Annotated in this window: 19 protein-coding genes and 2 tRNA genes; 13 read left to right on the top strand and 8 right to left on the bottom strand. The window is 43.7% G+C overall.

All coding sequences use genetic code 11. The annotated features are described in order from the left end of the window. The first annotated feature begins 56 nt into the window (after window positions 1–56). On the top strand, window positions 57–590 hold the full coding sequence (locus tag LC1Nh_RS03050) for a disulfide oxidoreductase (RefSeq protein WP_153550239.1): 534 nt from the start codon (window positions 57–59) through the stop codon (window positions 588–590). Here the strand turns inward: LC1Nh_RS03050 and LC1Nh_RS03045 are convergent. Next, entirely contained in the window at window positions 587–2,866 is a 2,280-nt protein-coding gene (locus LC1Nh_RS03045) for a UvrD-helicase domain-containing protein (RefSeq protein ID WP_153550238.1), read from the bottom strand. The genes LC1Nh_RS03050 and LC1Nh_RS03045 overlap by 4 nt on opposite strands. An 86-nt stretch (window positions 2,867–2,952) precedes the next feature. Here LC1Nh_RS03045 and LC1Nh_RS03040 point away from each other — a divergent pair, with 86 nt between their 5' ends. Both LC1Nh_RS03040 and LC1Nh_RS03035 read left to right on the top strand, forming a co-directional pair. Continuing rightward, entirely contained in the window at window positions 2,953–3,144 is a 192-nt protein-coding gene (locus LC1Nh_RS03040; protein ID WP_153550237.1) for a hypothetical protein, read from the top strand. Next, on the top strand, window positions 3,134–3,427 hold the full coding sequence (locus tag LC1Nh_RS03035) for a type II toxin-antitoxin system RelE family toxin (RefSeq protein WP_153550236.1): 294 nt from the start codon (window positions 3,134–3,136) through the stop codon (window positions 3,425–3,427). Before LC1Nh_RS03040 ends, LC1Nh_RS03035 begins: the two co-directional genes overlap by 11 nt. Window positions 3,428–3,431: 4 nt before the next feature. On the opposite strand, the gene LC1Nh_RS03030 is transcribed toward LC1Nh_RS03035, so the two are convergent. Further along, window positions 3,432–5,957 carry a PD-(D/E)XK nuclease family protein gene (locus tag LC1Nh_RS03030; RefSeq protein WP_153550235.1) on the bottom strand — a complete coding sequence of 842 codons (2,526 nt, stop codon included), beginning with the start codon at window positions 5,955–5,957 and terminating at the stop codon, window positions 3,432–3,434. 53 nt (window positions 5,958–6,010) lie between these two features. Here LC1Nh_RS03030 and rmuC point away from each other — a divergent pair, with 53 nt between their 5' ends. The 6 genes from rmuC to LC1Nh_RS03000 all read left to right on the top strand — a co-directional run bounded on the left by rmuC (window position 6,011) and on the right by LC1Nh_RS03000 (window position 9,558). Continuing rightward, entirely contained in the window at window positions 6,011–6,928 is a 918-nt protein-coding gene (gene rmuC / locus LC1Nh_RS03025) for a DNA recombination protein RmuC (RefSeq protein ID WP_153550234.1), read from the top strand. A gap of 306 nt (window positions 6,929–7,234) precedes the next feature. Continuing rightward, window positions 7,235–7,966, top strand: a complete 732-nt coding sequence (gene budC / locus LC1Nh_RS03020; protein WP_153550233.1) for a meso-2,3-butanediol dehydrogenase — start codon at window positions 7,235–7,237, stop codon at window positions 7,964–7,966. Between the two features lie 82 nt (window positions 7,967–8,048). Continuing rightward, window positions 8,049–8,465 carry a hypothetical protein gene (locus LC1Nh_RS03015; protein WP_153550232.1) on the top strand — a complete coding sequence of 139 codons (417 nt, stop codon included), beginning with the start codon at window positions 8,049–8,051 and terminating at the stop codon, window positions 8,463–8,465. A gap of 46 nt (window positions 8,466–8,511) precedes the next feature. Beyond that, window positions 8,512–8,874 (top strand): NUDIX hydrolase, encoded by a 363-nt coding sequence (locus tag LC1Nh_RS03010; RefSeq protein WP_217906996.1) that lies wholly within the window; start codon window positions 8,512–8,514, stop codon window positions 8,872–8,874. 41 nt (window positions 8,875–8,915) lie between these two features. Next, complete coding sequence (locus LC1Nh_RS03005; RefSeq protein ID WP_153550230.1) at window positions 8,916–9,242, top strand: hypothetical protein; 327 nt, start codon at window positions 8,916–8,918, stop codon at window positions 9,240–9,242. A 61-nt stretch (window positions 9,243–9,303) separates the two neighbouring features. Beyond that, window positions 9,304–9,558 carry an amphi-Trp domain-containing protein gene (locus LC1Nh_RS03000; protein WP_153550229.1) on the top strand — a complete coding sequence of 85 codons (255 nt, stop codon included), beginning with the start codon at window positions 9,304–9,306 and terminating at the stop codon, window positions 9,556–9,558. A gap of 91 nt (window positions 9,559–9,649) precedes the next feature. Here LC1Nh_RS03000 and LC1Nh_RS02995 read toward each other — a convergent pair. Continuing rightward, window positions 9,650–9,721: transfer RNA gene (locus LC1Nh_RS02995), tRNA-Gly, on the bottom strand. Window positions 9,722–9,832: 111 nt separating this feature from the next. On the opposite strand from LC1Nh_RS02995, the gene LC1Nh_RS02990 reads away from it, so the two are divergent. Then, on the top strand, window positions 9,833–10,765 hold the full coding sequence (locus tag LC1Nh_RS02990; protein WP_153550228.1) for an NAD(P)/FAD-dependent oxidoreductase: 933 nt from the start codon (window positions 9,833–9,835) through the stop codon (window positions 10,763–10,765). Here LC1Nh_RS02990 and LC1Nh_RS02985 read toward each other — a convergent pair. Next, on the bottom strand, window positions 10,757–11,389 hold the full coding sequence (locus LC1Nh_RS02985; RefSeq protein ID WP_153550227.1) for an SGNH/GDSL hydrolase family protein: 633 nt from the start codon (window positions 11,387–11,389) through the stop codon (window positions 10,757–10,759). The two genes, LC1Nh_RS02990 and LC1Nh_RS02985, sit on opposite strands and share 9 nt — an antisense overlap. Before the next feature lie 54 nt (window positions 11,390–11,443). Between LC1Nh_RS02985 and LC1Nh_RS02980 the strand changes: the two genes are divergently transcribed. Further along, window positions 11,444–11,686, top strand: a complete 243-nt coding sequence (locus LC1Nh_RS02980; RefSeq protein WP_153550226.1) for a topoisomerase DNA-binding C4 zinc finger domain-containing protein — start codon at window positions 11,444–11,446, stop codon at window positions 11,684–11,686. A 3-nt stretch (window positions 11,687–11,689) separates the two neighbouring features. Here the strand turns inward: LC1Nh_RS02980 and LC1Nh_RS02975 are convergent, their stop codons facing one another. Both LC1Nh_RS02975 and LC1Nh_RS02970 read right to left on the bottom strand, forming a co-directional pair. After that, a complete protein-coding gene (locus LC1Nh_RS02975) occupies window positions 11,690–12,049 on the bottom strand; it encodes a DUF7331 family protein (protein WP_153550225.1) in 360 nt (119 codons plus the stop codon). 76 nt (window positions 12,050–12,125) lie between these two features. After that, window positions 12,126–12,536, bottom strand: coding sequence for a hypothetical protein (locus tag LC1Nh_RS02970; protein ID WP_153550224.1), 411 nt, complete (start codon window positions 12,534–12,536; stop codon window positions 12,126–12,128). Window positions 12,537–12,651: 115 nt separating this feature from the next. On the opposite strand from LC1Nh_RS02970, the gene LC1Nh_RS02965 reads away from it, so the two are divergent. After that, a tRNA-Arg gene (locus LC1Nh_RS02965) sits at window positions 12,652–12,786 on the top strand. Window positions 12,787–12,855: 69 nt separating this feature from the next. Here LC1Nh_RS02965 and LC1Nh_RS02960 read toward each other — a convergent pair. Together LC1Nh_RS02960 and pyk are read right to left on the bottom strand one after the other, a co-directional pair. Beyond that, window positions 12,856–13,473, bottom strand: a complete 618-nt coding sequence (locus tag LC1Nh_RS02960) for a hypothetical protein (RefSeq protein ID WP_153550223.1) — start codon at window positions 13,471–13,473, stop codon at window positions 12,856–12,858. Window positions 13,474–13,526: 53 nt separating this feature from the next. Further along, the gene (pyk, locus tag LC1Nh_RS02955; RefSeq protein WP_153550222.1) at window positions 13,527–14,936 is read right to left on the bottom strand and encodes a pyruvate kinase; all 1,410 of its coding nucleotides are present in this window, start codon (window positions 14,934–14,936) and stop codon (window positions 13,527–13,529) included. A 187-nt stretch (window positions 14,937–15,123) separates the two neighbouring features. Between pyk and LC1Nh_RS02950 the strand changes: the two genes are divergently transcribed. Then, window positions 15,124–16,335 (top strand): AAA family ATPase, encoded by a 1,212-nt coding sequence (locus LC1Nh_RS02950; RefSeq protein WP_217906995.1) that lies wholly within the window; start codon window positions 15,124–15,126, stop codon window positions 16,333–16,335. The last annotated feature ends 28 nt before the right edge of the window (window positions 16,336–16,363 follow it).

The raw sequence follows: 16,363 nt of genomic DNA, 5'->3' as shown, positions 1-16,363 counted from the left end.
GAAAGACTTTTTGACACCGGAGATTTTTTATTCACAACCAAACTCAACTACAACTTATGGATCCCATCATAGAAATACTCTCAATCGGAACATTACTACTTGAAGCTGCAATAATTCTAGGATTTGGAGTCTTTACTGCAGCCAGATTCGGATACGCTGAAGAACTCTGGCAGAAAATAGAAAACTACCTGAACGGATACTGGAAAGAACTAAGTTTCGCACTGGCTTTAATCGCTACTTCAGGAAGCCTCTACGCATCAAATATCCTCGGCTACACGCCCTGCCACTTATGCTGGCTGCAAAGAATCATGATGTATCCATTAGTCATCCTTTTCGGAGTTTCATGGTTGCTTGACACAGATGTAGTGGAATACGCCGTACCAATGGCCACAATTGGTGGAGGAATCGCAGGATACCACTATGCAATCCAGAGGATTGAACAGTTCAGTTCTGCTGGATGCTCAATAACACAGGTCAGCTGCGAAACAGAATATACATTCTACATGGGAATCGTAACAATCCCGCTCATGGCCTTCACAGCATTCCTAGGAATCCTACTAGTCAATTGGAAATACGGCGACGAAATCTAAACCTGGAAAACCTTTCTTTCCCCATTTTCTTCCTCAACTTTCTCAGGAGCATCTCTACTCTCCACTTTCTCTATATCTAGTTCTGTGAAGAATGTTGAAGCCTTTTCTTCATCGGCTGTAATGTACAAGTTTTTCTCGGCACGCGTCATCGCAACATACATCAAACGCCGCTCCTCGTCATATTCCCCGGAAAGACATTTTTCCAGGATCTCAGTCCGCCAGTTATCAAAACTGTATGCATAATCGTTCCTCAAGAACTTCTTACACTGCCTCAACCCGATAGGATCTTTATAGATGATACAGGGCGAGAAACCATTCGTGGAAGGGAACTTCGACCGATTGACATCCGAGATAAACACTGCAGGATACTCCAACCCCTTAGCAGCGTGAATAGTCTGTATAGTCACTGCATTCTCGTTACCTGTGCTGTCAACCTCATAGATCTCGCCTTCCTCGATGTTCTCCTCAATAAAGTTAATCAACTGCCCCAGATTCATGTATGTGGAGGAGAAAGTATCTCCAAGCACCTCTATGATCTTCTCAGTAAATCCATTCCTATACCCGTATCTTTCAAACACTTTCTCAGCCACAGCTTCAACCGAATCAGTTTTCTGAAGCTCCAGCTCAAATTTCAACATGTTGATTGGATAATCTCCTTCTTCAAGTATTTTCTCCGCCTCTTCTAATTTGTAGCCTGCTTCTTCCAGGACAACAGCCCAACCCCTTCTAGAGTGCCGGTCCTGAAGGATTCTCAGCCAGGCCAAGAGTACAATTGCTGGATTAGTGGTGAATAATTCTACTCCGCCCTCATAAGCAGCTGAGATGTTGTAGTTCCGGGCTTTTTGCTGTAGGTCTAGTCCAAAGCTTCTAGTACGAGCCAGAACCGCTATATCACTGTAATCGAAACTTTCTTCCTGCTTCAATTCCTGTATCTTGGTAAGAACTGCTTCTATCTCATCCTCAGCTTCTATTCTCAGTACTTCTCCATCTTCCCCTGTCTCTGATTCAAGTGAAGTGATTTCCGGCGTCTCAGGGTTTTCATTGGAGTTGGCAGGAAGCGAAAGGCTTTTCTCAGATATATCAAGTATTTCCTGGGTTGAACGATAGTTCTTCTTCAATTCGATTTTCTCTACTTCTTCAGTTGAAAAGTTTACTCTCTCCTGGCTGCCATTCAGCTCTCCCGAGTATTTCTCCAGCCTATCTTCAAACTCCAGTATGTTTTCAACAGCTGCGTACTGGAAACTGTAGATGCTCTGCTTCCAGTCGCCTACAACACAGAAGTTAGGTTTATCAGCGAGTAGAAGCGCTAGTTTGAACTGTATCTCGTTCGTGTCCTGAAACTCATCGATCATGATATACTCGAAGCTCTCTTCCTCTCTGATTTGAGGTTTTTTGTGTAGTAATGCGTAGGTCAATGCCATCAGGAAACTAAAATTCAGGTAGTTTCGAGAAAGGCAGTACTCCAAGTACTCTGTGTAGAGATCGTGTACAAACTGTTTCAATTCTTCCCTGTCCTCCTGGAATGCTTTTTCACAAAAATCTTTTCTGACCTGTTTAGTTCCATATCCTCCGCGTATATCATCGATGCTAGGAGCATCCGGATCAAAGTTCTTCCATTTATAGCTGTAAAGCCTTCTCCTCAACTCACTCTGTTTGCTACCACCGTTCTCTTTAATCGGCTTATTCTTTTCTTCAAATAACTGTTTAAACTCATCGAAATCGCCGTCCAAGTATTTTTCCGTATCTCCAAACCATGAATTATTTTCAGGCATTATTCCTTTCGCAGCGATCGACTTGAGTAAAGATAACAGGTTGGAGTCGTCCCTAACAATCCTGAAAAAGTCCTGATGCTCTTCATGCCTCTGCTTGAAATTAGATATAAAGTCTTCAAACTCCTGGCGCTCCCGAATCTGACTCTCCAAAACCCGAACATCCTCAGTAAGGTACTCATCTATTCCCAGTATCTGAGGTGCTTCATGACCGTTCCTCTCCAGGATTTTTTGGCAGTGAGCATGGAAAGTGGAAATCGGAGCATCAAAGATTTCAGAGGCTCGATAACCGGATTTCTGGCTGATACGCTCTTTCATCTCATCCGCAGCATTTCGTGTAAAAGTAGCTAGGAAGATATCCTCAGGCTCCTGATCCTCCAAAATATTGATGTAGCGCCGAGTAATCGCGAAAGTCTTACCTGTACCAGCACCAGCATCAACTAGGTAAATACCTTCAGTATTCTCTATCAGTTCTTTCTGCTGCTTATTTGGAGAAAACTCTGTCATCTATTTCTGAAGTTTTGGAGTTGATGTTAAGTTTCTGCTGCTGTTGCAAAAGGTTTTAAATCTTTACAGTCTTTACAGTTTTTACAATGACTGCGACTAAGAGGATTCCGGTTTCTGAGGAGACTTGGAAGAAGTTGGGTGAGGACAAGGAGCCTGGTCAGACTTGGGATGAATTGTTGGAGGAGATGAGGATTGAGAATGAAAAAGCTAGGACTTTGTCACGGCTTGAGGAATCGAAGAACGGCGAGATGAAGGGTAAGTCTCTGGATGAAGTATGAAGTTATTCTGAGCCCTGAGGCACAGGAGTACCTAGAAAAAGTAGATGAGAAGAGCGAGAAAATTATCAGAAACAAGTTGAAATCTCTTTACGAAGCGCCTCATCCACGGCCGAACAGGAAAGCCGAAGGAGATGTAGAAAAAGTCACGATGAACGGACAGGGAATCTACAGAATGCATATCTCAAGAAGCCACACCGCTTTCTACTGGATAAAGGAAGACGAAAACACAGTAGATGTCACAAACATCGTAGACATTGACAAAGCACATAAAATGTACGACTAAAAACCTACTTCAAAATTAAGTCTCTATCATGTAGTTCATCTGGGTTTGCATCGACTGGGAATCTGGAGTCCATGTATTCGTTGATTTCTTCCAGTTTTTCTTGTACGAAATCTTCCATCTGGTCGGCGTCTTCTTTGAAGTAGTTTTCCATTCTGAAGTCGACCAGTTTTTTCAGTGCTTTTTTGACGCCTTTTTCCACATATTTGTAGTCTCCGACTTCCTGCTTTGCGAATTCTTCGAATTCGGCTGCGAACTCTGATTTCAGTAGTTTGTCTTTGTTGAATGGTTCTGGCAGGTTCCTTCCTTCCATGAAGTTACTGTATTGTTGGTATCCGAGTTTTTCCAGTGTTTTGCGCCGATCGTTGCTTTTGGCGACATCCCGGATCATGTATTCGAATACTTCCATTGAAGCCTTCTTTTCCTGGAAGTTTTCAGGATGGTAGGTTATCGTGGTTTTTGTCTGTGCGTCTTCCCCGTTCACACTGTTTCCGAGTTCGTTGAGGAAGTGTAGGAATGTGAAATGGATTTTTCCCTCGACATGTTGCCGGTGAAATGTGATGTAGAGGAGTGGCTGGAAGTCCGGGAACTTTTCGCCTTCATATAGTTCTGGATGTGATTTTTTCAGCACCTTTTGCACTGTGTATTTTCTTCCGGATTTGAAGTCGACTAAGTGGTTTTTGTCGAGTATTAGGTCGACTTTTCCTTTGGCACCTAGCTCCTTATCTTTGAAGTATGCCTCTGTCTCCAGCCCGTCATTTCCTCCTGGAAACTCCTTGACAAAGATGTTCTCGTCTTCTGTTTCAGTGTACTCGTCCAGCTCCAACTCTTTCAGGTCCTGATTTTTCAGATAGCTGCGGATATTCTCCAGACCGATCCGGAACTCCGTCTCCAGATCTTCGAGATCCAACTCGTCGGCGAATTCATCGATTTCTTCCATCATCAAACTTACGATTTCATCCTGTTCGATGTCCTTGGCTATTTCTGGGTTGCTGGCGTGATATTCGGCGTACATGTGGAATAGGTTTCCTTTCCTGAACTTCTCCTGGTCGGCGTCGCTCACCAGTTGGTCCATGAAGTAGAGTCGAGGGCTCTGCACGAAACTGTTCAAACCGGACTGGCTGATAGCCTCGATTTTCTCTGAATCTGTACTGTAGTTTTGTGTTTCAAATCCGTGCTTCTCAGGGCTTTTCTCCGCTTGAACTTTAGTATGCGGCAGCTCTGAGAACGATGAGAACTCTTCATCGATTAATTCGTTGAAGTAGAAGCATGGCATGATCTCCTCGTTTAGTTCTTGGTCCTGAACTAGGAAGTAGGACTTGCCGGATTGGATCAGTGATTTGAAGTCCTTCAAGTTCTTCTGCTCCTGCTCTTCTTTTTCTATCCAGTCCTTGTCTTCTACTTCTCGCATCCAGTCCGTATCCATCCCGACATGGAAGACAATTTCTCTGTTAATCTGTGAAACCTTTGTAGGGTCGGCTAGTAGAACTCCTTCATTTCTTTCCTCTGCTTCGACCTCGAAGCTATCCAAATAGTATCTTATAGAGTTCAAGTTCTCCTGTGAGACCTGTTCGTCCATCAGTTCCAGTTCTTCCAGGACTTTCGGTACCTTGGTTTCTCGCTCTGTCAGCTCATGGTATCTCTCGACTGCGTCTTTGAAGTCAAGGTACTGCACTGCGTTCAGCAGATCCTTGAAATCTTCTGCTTCGGATAAATCATCTAATTTTCTATTGTTGTATCTGGCAGGGATTCTGATATCTAGTTGATGGATTATAGGTCGTACATCCTGCACTCTGACTGTTCCCTTGGTCAGACCGGTACTTAGGAGAGAAAGGAAGGTTCTTACATCTTCATCCTCCTGTGCATGGCTTCGACGCTGGAAAGGGATATCCTCTGCCTCCAAAACCGATTTGATCAATGGCTCGTACTTTGTGCCGGGCTTTACAGCGATACCCACATTTTCTGGCTTCAGTTCCTGCAAGTTTTCCTTGATGCTCTGGGCTATCTCCGATGCTGATCCAAACACCTTGAACTCTCCAAACTCTCTGTTTCCCTCTGTGAAGCTTTCTATGCTGTCGTACTCGTCTGGGAGAATCTTTCTATCGATCTCAGTGAACTGGTACTCTTTCAGGACCGCTACAGTCTCAGCTTCTAGCTTGTAATCTTCAATCTGGTGGTAGGGAGTCTTTGTATCTCTAAGTATTTCTATTATCTCTCTGACTTCTTCTGTGTCGAACTCTGGACGATCAAGTAGTTCTTCCAGTTCACCAGTATGTTTCCAACAGCTCAGGATGTTTTCCAGCAAATAAGATGCTTGTTTCCAGGTCAGGTCTGTTTCCTCAACTGTTTCAAGAAAAATCTTCTTCCTGAAGTCCTGGTCTGCATCAACCAGTTGCATCGGCGTGAAGACTTTTTCATCATCCAAGTAACTGTTGACTGCATCAGCCAGAGAAGCCTCAACGGTCAAAACTAGTTTGTACTTGGATACCTTTTCGGCTAGTTCTTTGGGGTTGAATGCTTTTTCCGTTTCCACAGATTTCTGTTGTTCAAGTTAATTCTTTAACGGTGCCGACCTAAGATATCTGTATGATTGAAATTATCTTGGGAGTTGGACTTCTGGTGCTTGGTGGTGGCGTTCTCTACCTTGGAAAGGAGTTAAGCGAGTTGAAAGGTCTGCAAGAAAACCAAGATTTCGAAGTGGATAAGGAGAAGGTTCAGGGAGCTGTCAGCGAGTCCTGGCAGAACCTGGAACTGGGTGAGAAGATCAAGTCGTTGGAGAAAGAGGTTGAAAACGTCGGTAAAGAAGCAGATCAGATAGAGAAACTGCATCAGGATATCCAGACGATGCTAGAGAACCCCAAGGAACGAGGAGAGTTCGGCGAGAGAAAACTTGAAGACATCCTATCCCGGCACCTCCCAAGCTCGATGTACAGCTTTCAAGGAACGGTAGCAGGGAAGAGGCCTGATGCTTTCATCGAATCAAGCTCCGGTAAAGTATGTATCGACTCAAAGTTCCCGTTAAGCAAGTTCAGAAAAATGCAGGAGGCAGAGACCAAGGAAGAGAGGGAGAGTTTGAAGAAAAAGTTCAGAAGGGACGTAAAGTCTCAGCTGGACAGCGTCGAATCCAAGTATGTAAGACCTGACTCCGGAACAACAGATTACGCATTCGAATTCGTTCCTTCTGAAAGAGTATACTACTACCTCGTCAAGGAGGAATACGATATCCTAGATGAGTACGCGAAGAAAGGAGTTCAACTTGTCTCTCCACTGACTCTGGGTCAGAAACTGGAACTGGTTAAAAACGATGTTCATACCGCTAAATTGTCTCAAAAAGCGGAGGATGTTCAGCAGAGCCTGAAAGAAATCTCTAACTCGTTTTCCAGCTTTGAGTCTGAGTGGGAGACCTACAGGAAGCATATCAAGAACGCGAAGAACAGCTCCGATCGTCTGGAGTCGGAGTTTGAAGGTTTGAAGCAGAGGTTTGAACGGGTTAACGATCTCTAAGAAACTTGTTTAAAATTTGATGTAGTAAATAGAAGCTGCAGAAATAGAGACAATAGGAACGATGATAAAAGAGTAGATCATAATCTTATCAGGTTCGCTGACAAATATTGAGATGGTTAAAACAACCACGGCAATTATAAGATAGGAGAATATTCCGACGCCGAGGCGTCTTAACAGTCCCCGCCAGAAAGCCATGCAAACAGATCCGTGCTGTTCTTTATGAAAGCACATCTCGGTTTTCAGTTTCTGAACTGCGGCAGGCAAAAATTTTAAATCAGTTTTTCCAATCCTTGCCCGTGAATTAAGATGAATCTTGAAGGAAAAGTAGCAATCGTAACCGGTGGTTCAAGCGGAATAGGAAAAGCAGTGGTTGAAAGGTTGGCATGGGAGGGCGCTGAGGTCGTAATAGCTGATTTAGATAATGAGAAAGGTCGGAAAGTTGCTCATGAAGTAGGCGTCGAGTTCAAGGAGTGCGATGTCTCCAACTTTGAAAGTGTGGAACGGGTAGTTGAGGAAACAGTTGAGATGTACGGAAAACTGGATTTAATTGTGAACAACGCCGGTATTGGCAGCGTCGATGGAATCGAGGAGATGGATATCGAGGAGTATCGTAAAATTATTCAAGTCAACTTGGATGGGGTTATGCATGGCTGCAAAGCCGCTGTACCTCACCTCAAAGAGTCAGAGGGATGCATCATCAACATGGCATCGATTTACGGCCTAGTCGGGGACAAAGGCTCAACAGCATACAACACAGCCAAAGGAGGAGTCGTCAACCTAACCCGAAGTGTTGCTAACGATCTAGCAGAACACAATGTAAGAGTAAACTCTATCTGTCCAGGATTCGTCGATACACCTATGACAGCGGACTTGAAAGAAAATGAAGACTTCATGGCACATATAGAAAACATGACTCCGCTTGGCAGGATGGCAGATCCGGAAGAAATCGCCTCAGCAGTGACTTTCCTAGCGTCAGAAGAAGCATCATATATCACAGGAGCAAATATCCCTGTCGACGGAGGATGGACCAGTCACTGAAATAACATTTACTCCCTATTTTCTCTTTCATGAAGCGTATCGAAGATATTTTTGATCAAATAACTGTTAGGAGAGTTTACAGATGAGCGAACTGGAAGGTTTCGAAGAAGGTGAAAAAGTACTTTTCAACGATAGGAAGACTCCTTTAACAGTCCAGGAAGTTTCTGAAGAAGAGCTAGTTGTGGAAGGTCCCGGCGGAGGAGAGTATGAAATCTACTTTGATGAAGACACTCTGCTTGTATGCAGGAAGGGCAACAAACGGTACTCAAGCTACTGCGAAGACCTGAGAAGTGTCGGTGAATGGGTTAGAGACGGTGACTGCTGGAGACATTCCAAAACAGAGGCAGAGATAAGCATAGTCCAGAACGAAAATGGTTTCTACGAGCTGGAGTCGAAAAAATTTCAGGGCGAGCTTGATAATCCGGCTTACGGCTTCACGAACAAGGAGGCAGCCTTGGAAGAGGCTGAGAAAGTAGTCGAAAGTAATCCTGAAGGATAGATTTAGAACTCGATTCATTATAAATAAGGCTGAGAAATAGTATTGTATGGTAACTGAGATTTCTTCTGGTTTAGTTGTTCGAAACAAAAAAGTTCTGATGACTCAAGACTCTAAAACACAGAAATGGAACTTTCCATCCGCAGACGGTAGAAGCGATGAGCTATCTGCTGACACTGCTCAGAGAGCAGTTCAAACACTTACTGAATGTGACACTCAGGTTTCACGGTACAGGGATCGTTTGAAGACCCGTTTCGACCAGGATGAGAAAGAAGTTACCTGGCAGCCTTACAGCATCGAAATAGAAGGAACACCAGAACACGGAGAATGGGTGCCTGTAGATCAACTGGAATCAAAGGATCTGGTACAGCCACTGGAAGAGATGAAAGATAAACTCTCCGACCGGCTCTAAAACATTATTTACCCTTACTATTTCTACTTAACTGATTTTCTATGGAACATCTGATAAACGAACTCTCCGGTATCAAGGGCGTGAAGAATGTAAAGAAATACAATCAGAAAGTCCTGGAAGTAAACTTGTTCAGCAGGGAAGTACCGGGCAGCGAAGCTGAAGAGATCAGCGGCGACCTCCGGAAAATAAGCCAGAACATCAGAAACACACTGGAGGAACACAGGAAGAAAGGAAAGATACAGAACTGGGAATGGATGAACAAACCAGAAAAACAGTATGAGGAAACCCGGCTAGGCACGGATAAAATCAAGGACAGAAAGGAGAAAGGTCATAAGCCGGCTTACTACAGGATATCCGTCAAAAAGTAAGGACTGATACCTCTAGATCTGTGTGCCAAGAGATATATCGTTACAGTTCTAAAAAGATAGTATGGAGAGAAAACTTTTGAACTCGACTAAGAAGATGAGCCGAAAAGAGGCTGGAGAAAAACTACACAACCTTGCAGACAGCATTGCTGAAGGATATGTAAAACTGAAATCAGGGGAGAACTCAGTAGACCTTCAACCCGGAGAACAAGTAGAATTCGAACTTGAAGTAGAAAAAGAAGAAGACGGAGACACATCAATAGAAATCGAAGTGGAATGGCCAGAAACAGAAAAAACAGAAAACATAGAAATACAGTAAACAATACTTCTTTCCCCTTTCTTCACCCATATTCAACCAGCAAGAAACTCAATTAAGTCAAACATGAAACAGTTTTTTCAAAAACCTTTTTTGCGGCGTCCGGGATTTGAACCCGGGTTATGCGCATGGCAAGCACATGTCTTAGCCACTGGACCAACGCCGCTCTGTGTATTTTGAGTTAGTTCGGCAAATAGTTAAAAACTAGGTGGAGCCCTCGGTGGTTTCATTGAGGTAATGATTGGTAATTTGAATGTTCTCCAAGTAAAATTGGTTTATGAGTGAAGAAGATGTCCGTGATTTGATTGTTGTTGGTGGTGCTTCTGCCGCACAGAGTGCTGCTATCTACGCTGTTCGTTCTGGAATCGATGTAACTGTTATCGCTGACGAGTATGGAGGTCAGATCAACAATACTGATGTAGTTGAAAATTACCTGGGTTTTGAACATATTTCCGGACCTGAACTGGCTGATAAATTTCTTGAGCACATGAGAGAGTACGATGTAGAAGAGGAGAAAGGTTTCAAGGTGACGGACATCCGAAAAAACGATAATATCTTCGAAGTTGAAAGAGAGGATGGCGAAGTTTTCCACTCCTACTCTGTGATTATAGCGACCGGTGGCAGTAGAAGGAAACTGGGTGTCTCGGGCGAGGAAGAGTTTGCGAACAAAGGAGTCGGCTACTGTGCAGTATGCGACGGACCTCTCTACAAGGGAGAAACGGTCGCAGTCATTGGAGGAGGTTATGCCGGGACGGAGGCTGCGGACTACCTTTCCGACATCGCTGAAAAAGTATATGTCCTATCCCGCTCCGGAGTACTGAAAGGAGAACAGATCACAATCGACAAAGTAGAAGAAGACGAAAATGTCGAAGTGCTGAGAGAAGCCACTGCAGAAGAGTTCTATGGAGATAATCTACTGGAAGGATTGAAATATGATCACAAAGGTGAGATGAAGGACTTGGAAGTGACCGGAGCCTTCATTGAAATCGGTACAAAGCCTAACTCACAGATCTCAGACCTGGTTGAGACAACTGAATCGGAGCGAATTAAGGTTGACGAGGAGATGAAGACAGGAACGGAAGGACTTTACGCTGCTGGCGATGTAAACAATGTAGGCGTTCAGCAGCTGGCTGTTTCATCTGGTCAGGGCTGTCAAGCTGGTTTGAATGCTGCCGAGTATGTGAAGCAGGAGAAGTCTGGTTTAAATTAAGTTTTTGCTCTCAAGTTCTTTCTTTACCTTTTGATATACGAATTTATGACCTTGACTGGTTGGATGGACACCTTCCTCCAGAAACCTGTTTTGATTTCTGTTCTCCATCATTTTGAACAAATCAATGTATCCTACCTCTTTTTCACTGCATACTTCCTTCTTGATTTCTTCATACTGTTTTAACCGGCTGTAATCGAGTTTTTTCCCAGGTGAGTAAGGTATTTCACCTATTTCCGGGTTGACCGGGAAATCACCTACAAAGATTAACTCGTCACTTAACTCTTTCCCAAGCTCCACGAGATCTACAATATTCTGCCTAAATCCTTCCGGATCAACTCTAACCTGTCCATTCTCCTCTATTACATCGTTGGCTCCAATCTGAATGATCAACAGGTCCTCATACCCTTCTTCCGTCCTGTTCCGGTATTCTTGTTCTAAACGGTTAAGGAGATCTTCAGAGGTATCACCTGTAACTCCTTGATTGAACAGATAGTAGATGTCATCCTCGTCTTGAGTTTCCAAAGCGTTAGAAACCAACGAATTCTCAAGTCTCTGCACCCAGCCTCCTTTTTCACCCCATAAACCTTGAGTTACTGAATGCCCGAAAACCAAGATATTATCCATACATAACTAGATAGTAGTTTATGTACAAAAAGTTGCGGACACCAAACACATTCTATGCCTCAAGAAACAAAGATGACAAAATGCGTGTTCTGCGGCGAATCAGCCACCACAAAGAATAGAAAAGGTCAGCCCGTCTGCAGCGAACACAAGAAGAAAGATCCTAAAGAAGTTGCCTGTCCGGAATGCGGAATGCCTATGAAGATTAAGGAAGGTCGTTACGGATTCTTCTGGGGCTGCGAAGGATACCCACAATGCCAGGAAACATTCCAGATAGAAAACCTAGTTGAAGAGGATTAAATATCAACCTACCTCAACAGAGAAATCCGATTGAATCCAGGCTTCTGGGTTGTCTCGATCATAGATAACAAAGTTGTCGTCTCCAGTTATGAAGCAGCCATATTTATCTTCGTCGTCATTGTCAAGCATATTTCGGTTTATCTTTTCTTCATACTCCTGTAACTTTTCTAGTAATGCAGCTTCACTACTTGAGAGTCCAATAGTTGCAATATTTTCTTCATCTAGAGTTTCGTCGTGTATGGTTAGGTAAGGCTCGTTCCCATCAACTGGCTTTAATTCTGCCAAATACTGTTGGTCAAGATCCGTTAAATCTGAGTTAACATAGGTACTCAAAGGTTTTGCGTCAGATGAGGAATCTGGCATATTTTCACTATAACCTAACAAATAATAAGAGGTTTTTGGCTGAGGGTTCCCCAAGGCATACTATAGACCTGAGTTTTTATTCGTCGTTGAACTCGCTACCGAACCATTCTGCAGGATTTGGTTTTAACCGGTCGAATCCATACTCTTCCATGTATTCGGTGTGACCTAGGTCGATAACCTCTGATCCATTCAGCAACAGGTAGGCTTTACCCGCTTCATATACTTCTTCATCAATTTCCTGTTTAGCTCCCTGGAGAATCTGCTCAAATCCTGAGCTACCTGCCTGCGAGAAGAAAGTGTCCTCAAACTCTTTGTCAACCTCTCCATAGTTCTCATGTAAGTATTCGGCTTCAACAATCCTCGCCGCTAACTCAATTTTCTCATAATCAAAATCATATCTGTCAGCGTTCTCTTTCAGGTGTTCAAGAGATTCTCCATAGCCTGTTTCACCCGCCTGTATATTAGGATTTTGTCCTATTGACGACATTGTAAAACCTAGAAAGAATAGATATCTTTATTTATCCTGCCATACAGACTTAACGATTTCACCGTACAAAAGATCCGGTATTTAAAACTCCAGTAATTGTAAACTGTACATAAAGGGGCCCGTAGCTCAGCTTGGACAGAGCATTCGGCTTCGGAACCTTAAGTCCTGATAAAGGACAAGGTAAATAGAAGATTTCACATCTTCGACAGAAGTTACCGAAAGGTCTAGGGTTCAAATCCCTACGGGCTCGTAATATTAAGCTGTGACTTCAATCGATTTCTAGAATAACTCGTATGGAATGCTCTCTTAAAACTGGTTTTTAATCGTCAAACTTGTTTTCTGGATTGTCGGAATAGATTAGCTCGATTGCTTGTCTTTCCTCCTTACCAAATTCATAGCTTTCCAAGGATTCTTTATCCTCTTGATGCCTGCTGTAGATATTTTCGATTAAACCAAGTAGTTGAGAAGTCTTCCCTCTATATTCAACTGGTGAAAAGTCGCTACGCCATTGGTCCTCAAGTATAGCTGCTGAAGCACCCGCTAAATTAGCGTACATATCTACTGGGTCAGCTTCAGGGTCTATTCTCTTCTCCTTCATCATCCATCTGCCCACAAAAGTAGCTCCGTAAACTACACCTGCCTTAGTCACGTAATTATCCTCTAAATCTACCTGGTTCATTCCTTCAATTATGAAATGTGCACAGCCATAAGAAAAGGCAAAGTGAAAGAATTTGTCTCCATTCCAGCCATCCAGATAAGTCTGGAAAAACTTCTCAGGAACTTCCTGAACAAGCGGTACCGTGTCCTCTACTAACTCAGGATAGACTTCCAAAGTTTGTATACCCAACCCTGATATAACTCCTGCTCCAGCAGCACCGTGTTCCTTGACTTCTTGGTAGATTTTCTCGGCGGAAAACGCTTCTGATTCCTCGGTCACAAAAATCAGTTCACAGAAATATTTTATGAATATAAAGGAAAATGAGAGATAAATCAGTTCCCTAGAATGCTGTCTATTGTCCTCATCTGCATCATGTTGGTGGTTCCTGTGACCGATGTTGGTATCCCTGCTGTCAGGACTAATTCATCGTCTCCTTCAGCTAGGTCAAGTCTCTTCATCCGTTCAGCTGAGCCTTCGACCATTTCGTCTACATTATCTCCGAACTCCTCATAGTATGGCTGTACGCCCCAAACCAGCTGTAGTTGTCTTTCGACTCTTTCGGAATCAGTGAACGCGATGATGTCTGTTTCAGGCCGGTGTTTCGCGATGTTCCGTGCTGTGCTTCCTGAGGATGTGTGTGCTACGATGTAGTCTGAGTCTCCGTCGTTTGATGCTTGCCAGACGCTTTTGCAGATTATTTCTCGTGTGTCGCTGGGTTTTTCTTTGACTGTGTGGTGTACCTGTTTTTCTACGGTGTTTTCGGCTTCCTTTACTACTTCGGACATGAATTCTACGGTCTTTACTGGGTAGTCTCCGATTGCTGTTTCTCCTGAGAGCATGACTGCGTCTGTTCCGTCTAGGACTGCGTTTGCGACATCGGATATCTCTGCCCTTGTAGCAGTGGAGTTCTCGGTCATTGATTCGAGCATCTGTGTGGCGGTGATGACTGGTTTGCCTGCTCTGTTGCATTTTCTGATCATTTCTTTCTGTAGACCGGGAAGTTCTGCTGCCGGCATCTCAACTCCGAGGTCTCCACGGGCAACCATGATTCCGTCGGATTCTTTGAGGATTTCATCAAAGTTTTCGACTGCTTTGCGGTGCTCGATCTTGGAGATGATATGTGCTTCTGATCCGTGGTCTTCTAGAATCTCTCTGACTTCTCTTACATCATCAGCATGCTTTACGAAGCTAAGTGAAATAAAGTCAAAGCCTTTCTCCGCTGCAAAAATGATGTCTTCCCTATCTTTCTTTGTTGGTGCTCTTAAGCCGATGTCTTTTCCGGGTACATTCACTGCCTTTCTAGTGGAGACTTCGCCGCCGAAGATTACTTCGCAGACTGCTTCATCTTCACCTACTTCAATAACATTTAGTTCTATCTTCCCGTCATCGATTCTTACTTCGTCTCCTGCCTCTAAATTCTTCAGAAGATCGGTGTACTGTACAGGAAGCCTTTCATCATCTCCAACTTCTTCTTCGACTGTTAGTATAATTTGTTCTCCGGACTTAAGCTCTGTATCTTCTTCCACTTCACCTAAACGGATTTCAGGTCCTTTTGTATCAGCCATTACCGCTGTTTTCTCACTTGTTTCTCGGACACGGTCGAATGTTTTGCCGTGCTGTTCGTGATCTACATGTGAGAAGTTAAGTCTTACTACGTTTACTCCTGCTTCGATTATTTCTGTAATCTTTTCTTTAGAGTCTGTTGCTGGTCCTATTGTTGAGATTATCTTTGTGTTTTTCATAAAAGTAAGATTTCACCTGTTCCTTCTTGGATGTAAGGGTTTGGTCCTTATTTTTTAAAGCGGGTTTAGGTCCAGGGTAAGTTGTTTTGATTTATAAAGTTGGGATTGTCAAGGTTTATCCGTGTAGATGGGATTTTTGGATAAGTTTAGAGATTATCTGTCCCGGTTACTTGAAGAGGTGGAACAAATGACTGAAGAACAAAAACAAGATACTTCTGAAGCGGAGAAGAAAGGCGAGGATAAGAAAAATTCTAAGAAGAAACAGCAGCGAGTACAGTTCCCACAGTACTTCCAGCAGCAGCGAGGTAAAGCCGGGAAGAAAAACCCGAACAGTACCAACCTGAAAACACCTGTGATGAGAGGCGTAGTTGTCTCAGAATTCGACGGAGACCGAATCTGGGTAGAAGCCAGTGGAAACATGAAAGGACGCTACGGAGTCGAAGTACCACAAGGATACAGCCCAGAAGACCTGCAGCCCGGAACGGAAGTAGCACTGGACCCTAACAGCTTCAAAGTAACAGATGTTGTCAGTAAAGGTCAGGACGCAGAATTCCAGGCCATAGAAACAGACGTAACCTTCCAGGATATCGGAGGACTGGATCATGTCATCAAAAGCCTATCATCAAATGTAGGAGCACAGTTGAACTCTGACAAACTGAACCGTATCCAGGAATGGGGCATGGACATGGACAAAAGTATACTACTAATCGGAAAACCAGGAACCGGAAAGACACACATGGTCAAAGCACTCAGCAATGAATACGACGCAGAAATGTTCATGATCAACGGTCCACAACTAGTTGAGAAATTCATTGGAGAAGGAGCCAAGAAAGTCAAACGCTTATACGAACAGGCAAGAGCTTCTGACAAACCATCAATCGTATTCATCGACGAAATCGATGCAATCGCCAAGAAAAGGCTTGACGACAGGAGACACGGTGGAGAAGAAGTCGAAAGAACCATGAGCCAGTTGTTGTCTGAGCTTGATGGCTTGGACAGCGAAGAAGGAAATGTAATCAGTATCTTCGCCACAAACACACCAGACATAATGGATCCAGCACTACTCAACCGTACAAGTGCGATCGAAGTGCCTGTACCGAACGACGAAGCTAAGGAAGAAATCCTCAAAGTCCACACAAGAAAAATGGACTTGGAAGAGGAACTTGATCTTGAACTCTTGGCAGAGGAACTGGACGATGAATTCACTGGAAGAGATATTCAGCAGATCGTCAAACAGGCAGCAGTCAACGCACTCGACCGCTACGAAGACTACTCAGAAGCAAAAGTCAACATGGAAGACTTCCTAGAAGCAGTCCAAGACCTGAAAGAAGGAAACATGGGCGTAGAAAAAGACTTCCTAAGCGGCGAAAACAAACATCCAAACGAGATGTTCGCCTAAAAAATCTTCATTTCCTCTCTAATTTCTA

Origin of the sequence: Candidatus Nanohalobium constans (assembly GCF_009617975.1) — an archaeon.
In the GTDB taxonomy this organism is placed as follows: domain Archaea; phylum Nanohalarchaeota; class Nanosalinia; order Nanosalinales; family Nanosalinaceae; genus Nanohalobium; species Nanohalobium constans.
This window is presented reverse-complemented; position numbering and strand designations above follow the sequence as displayed.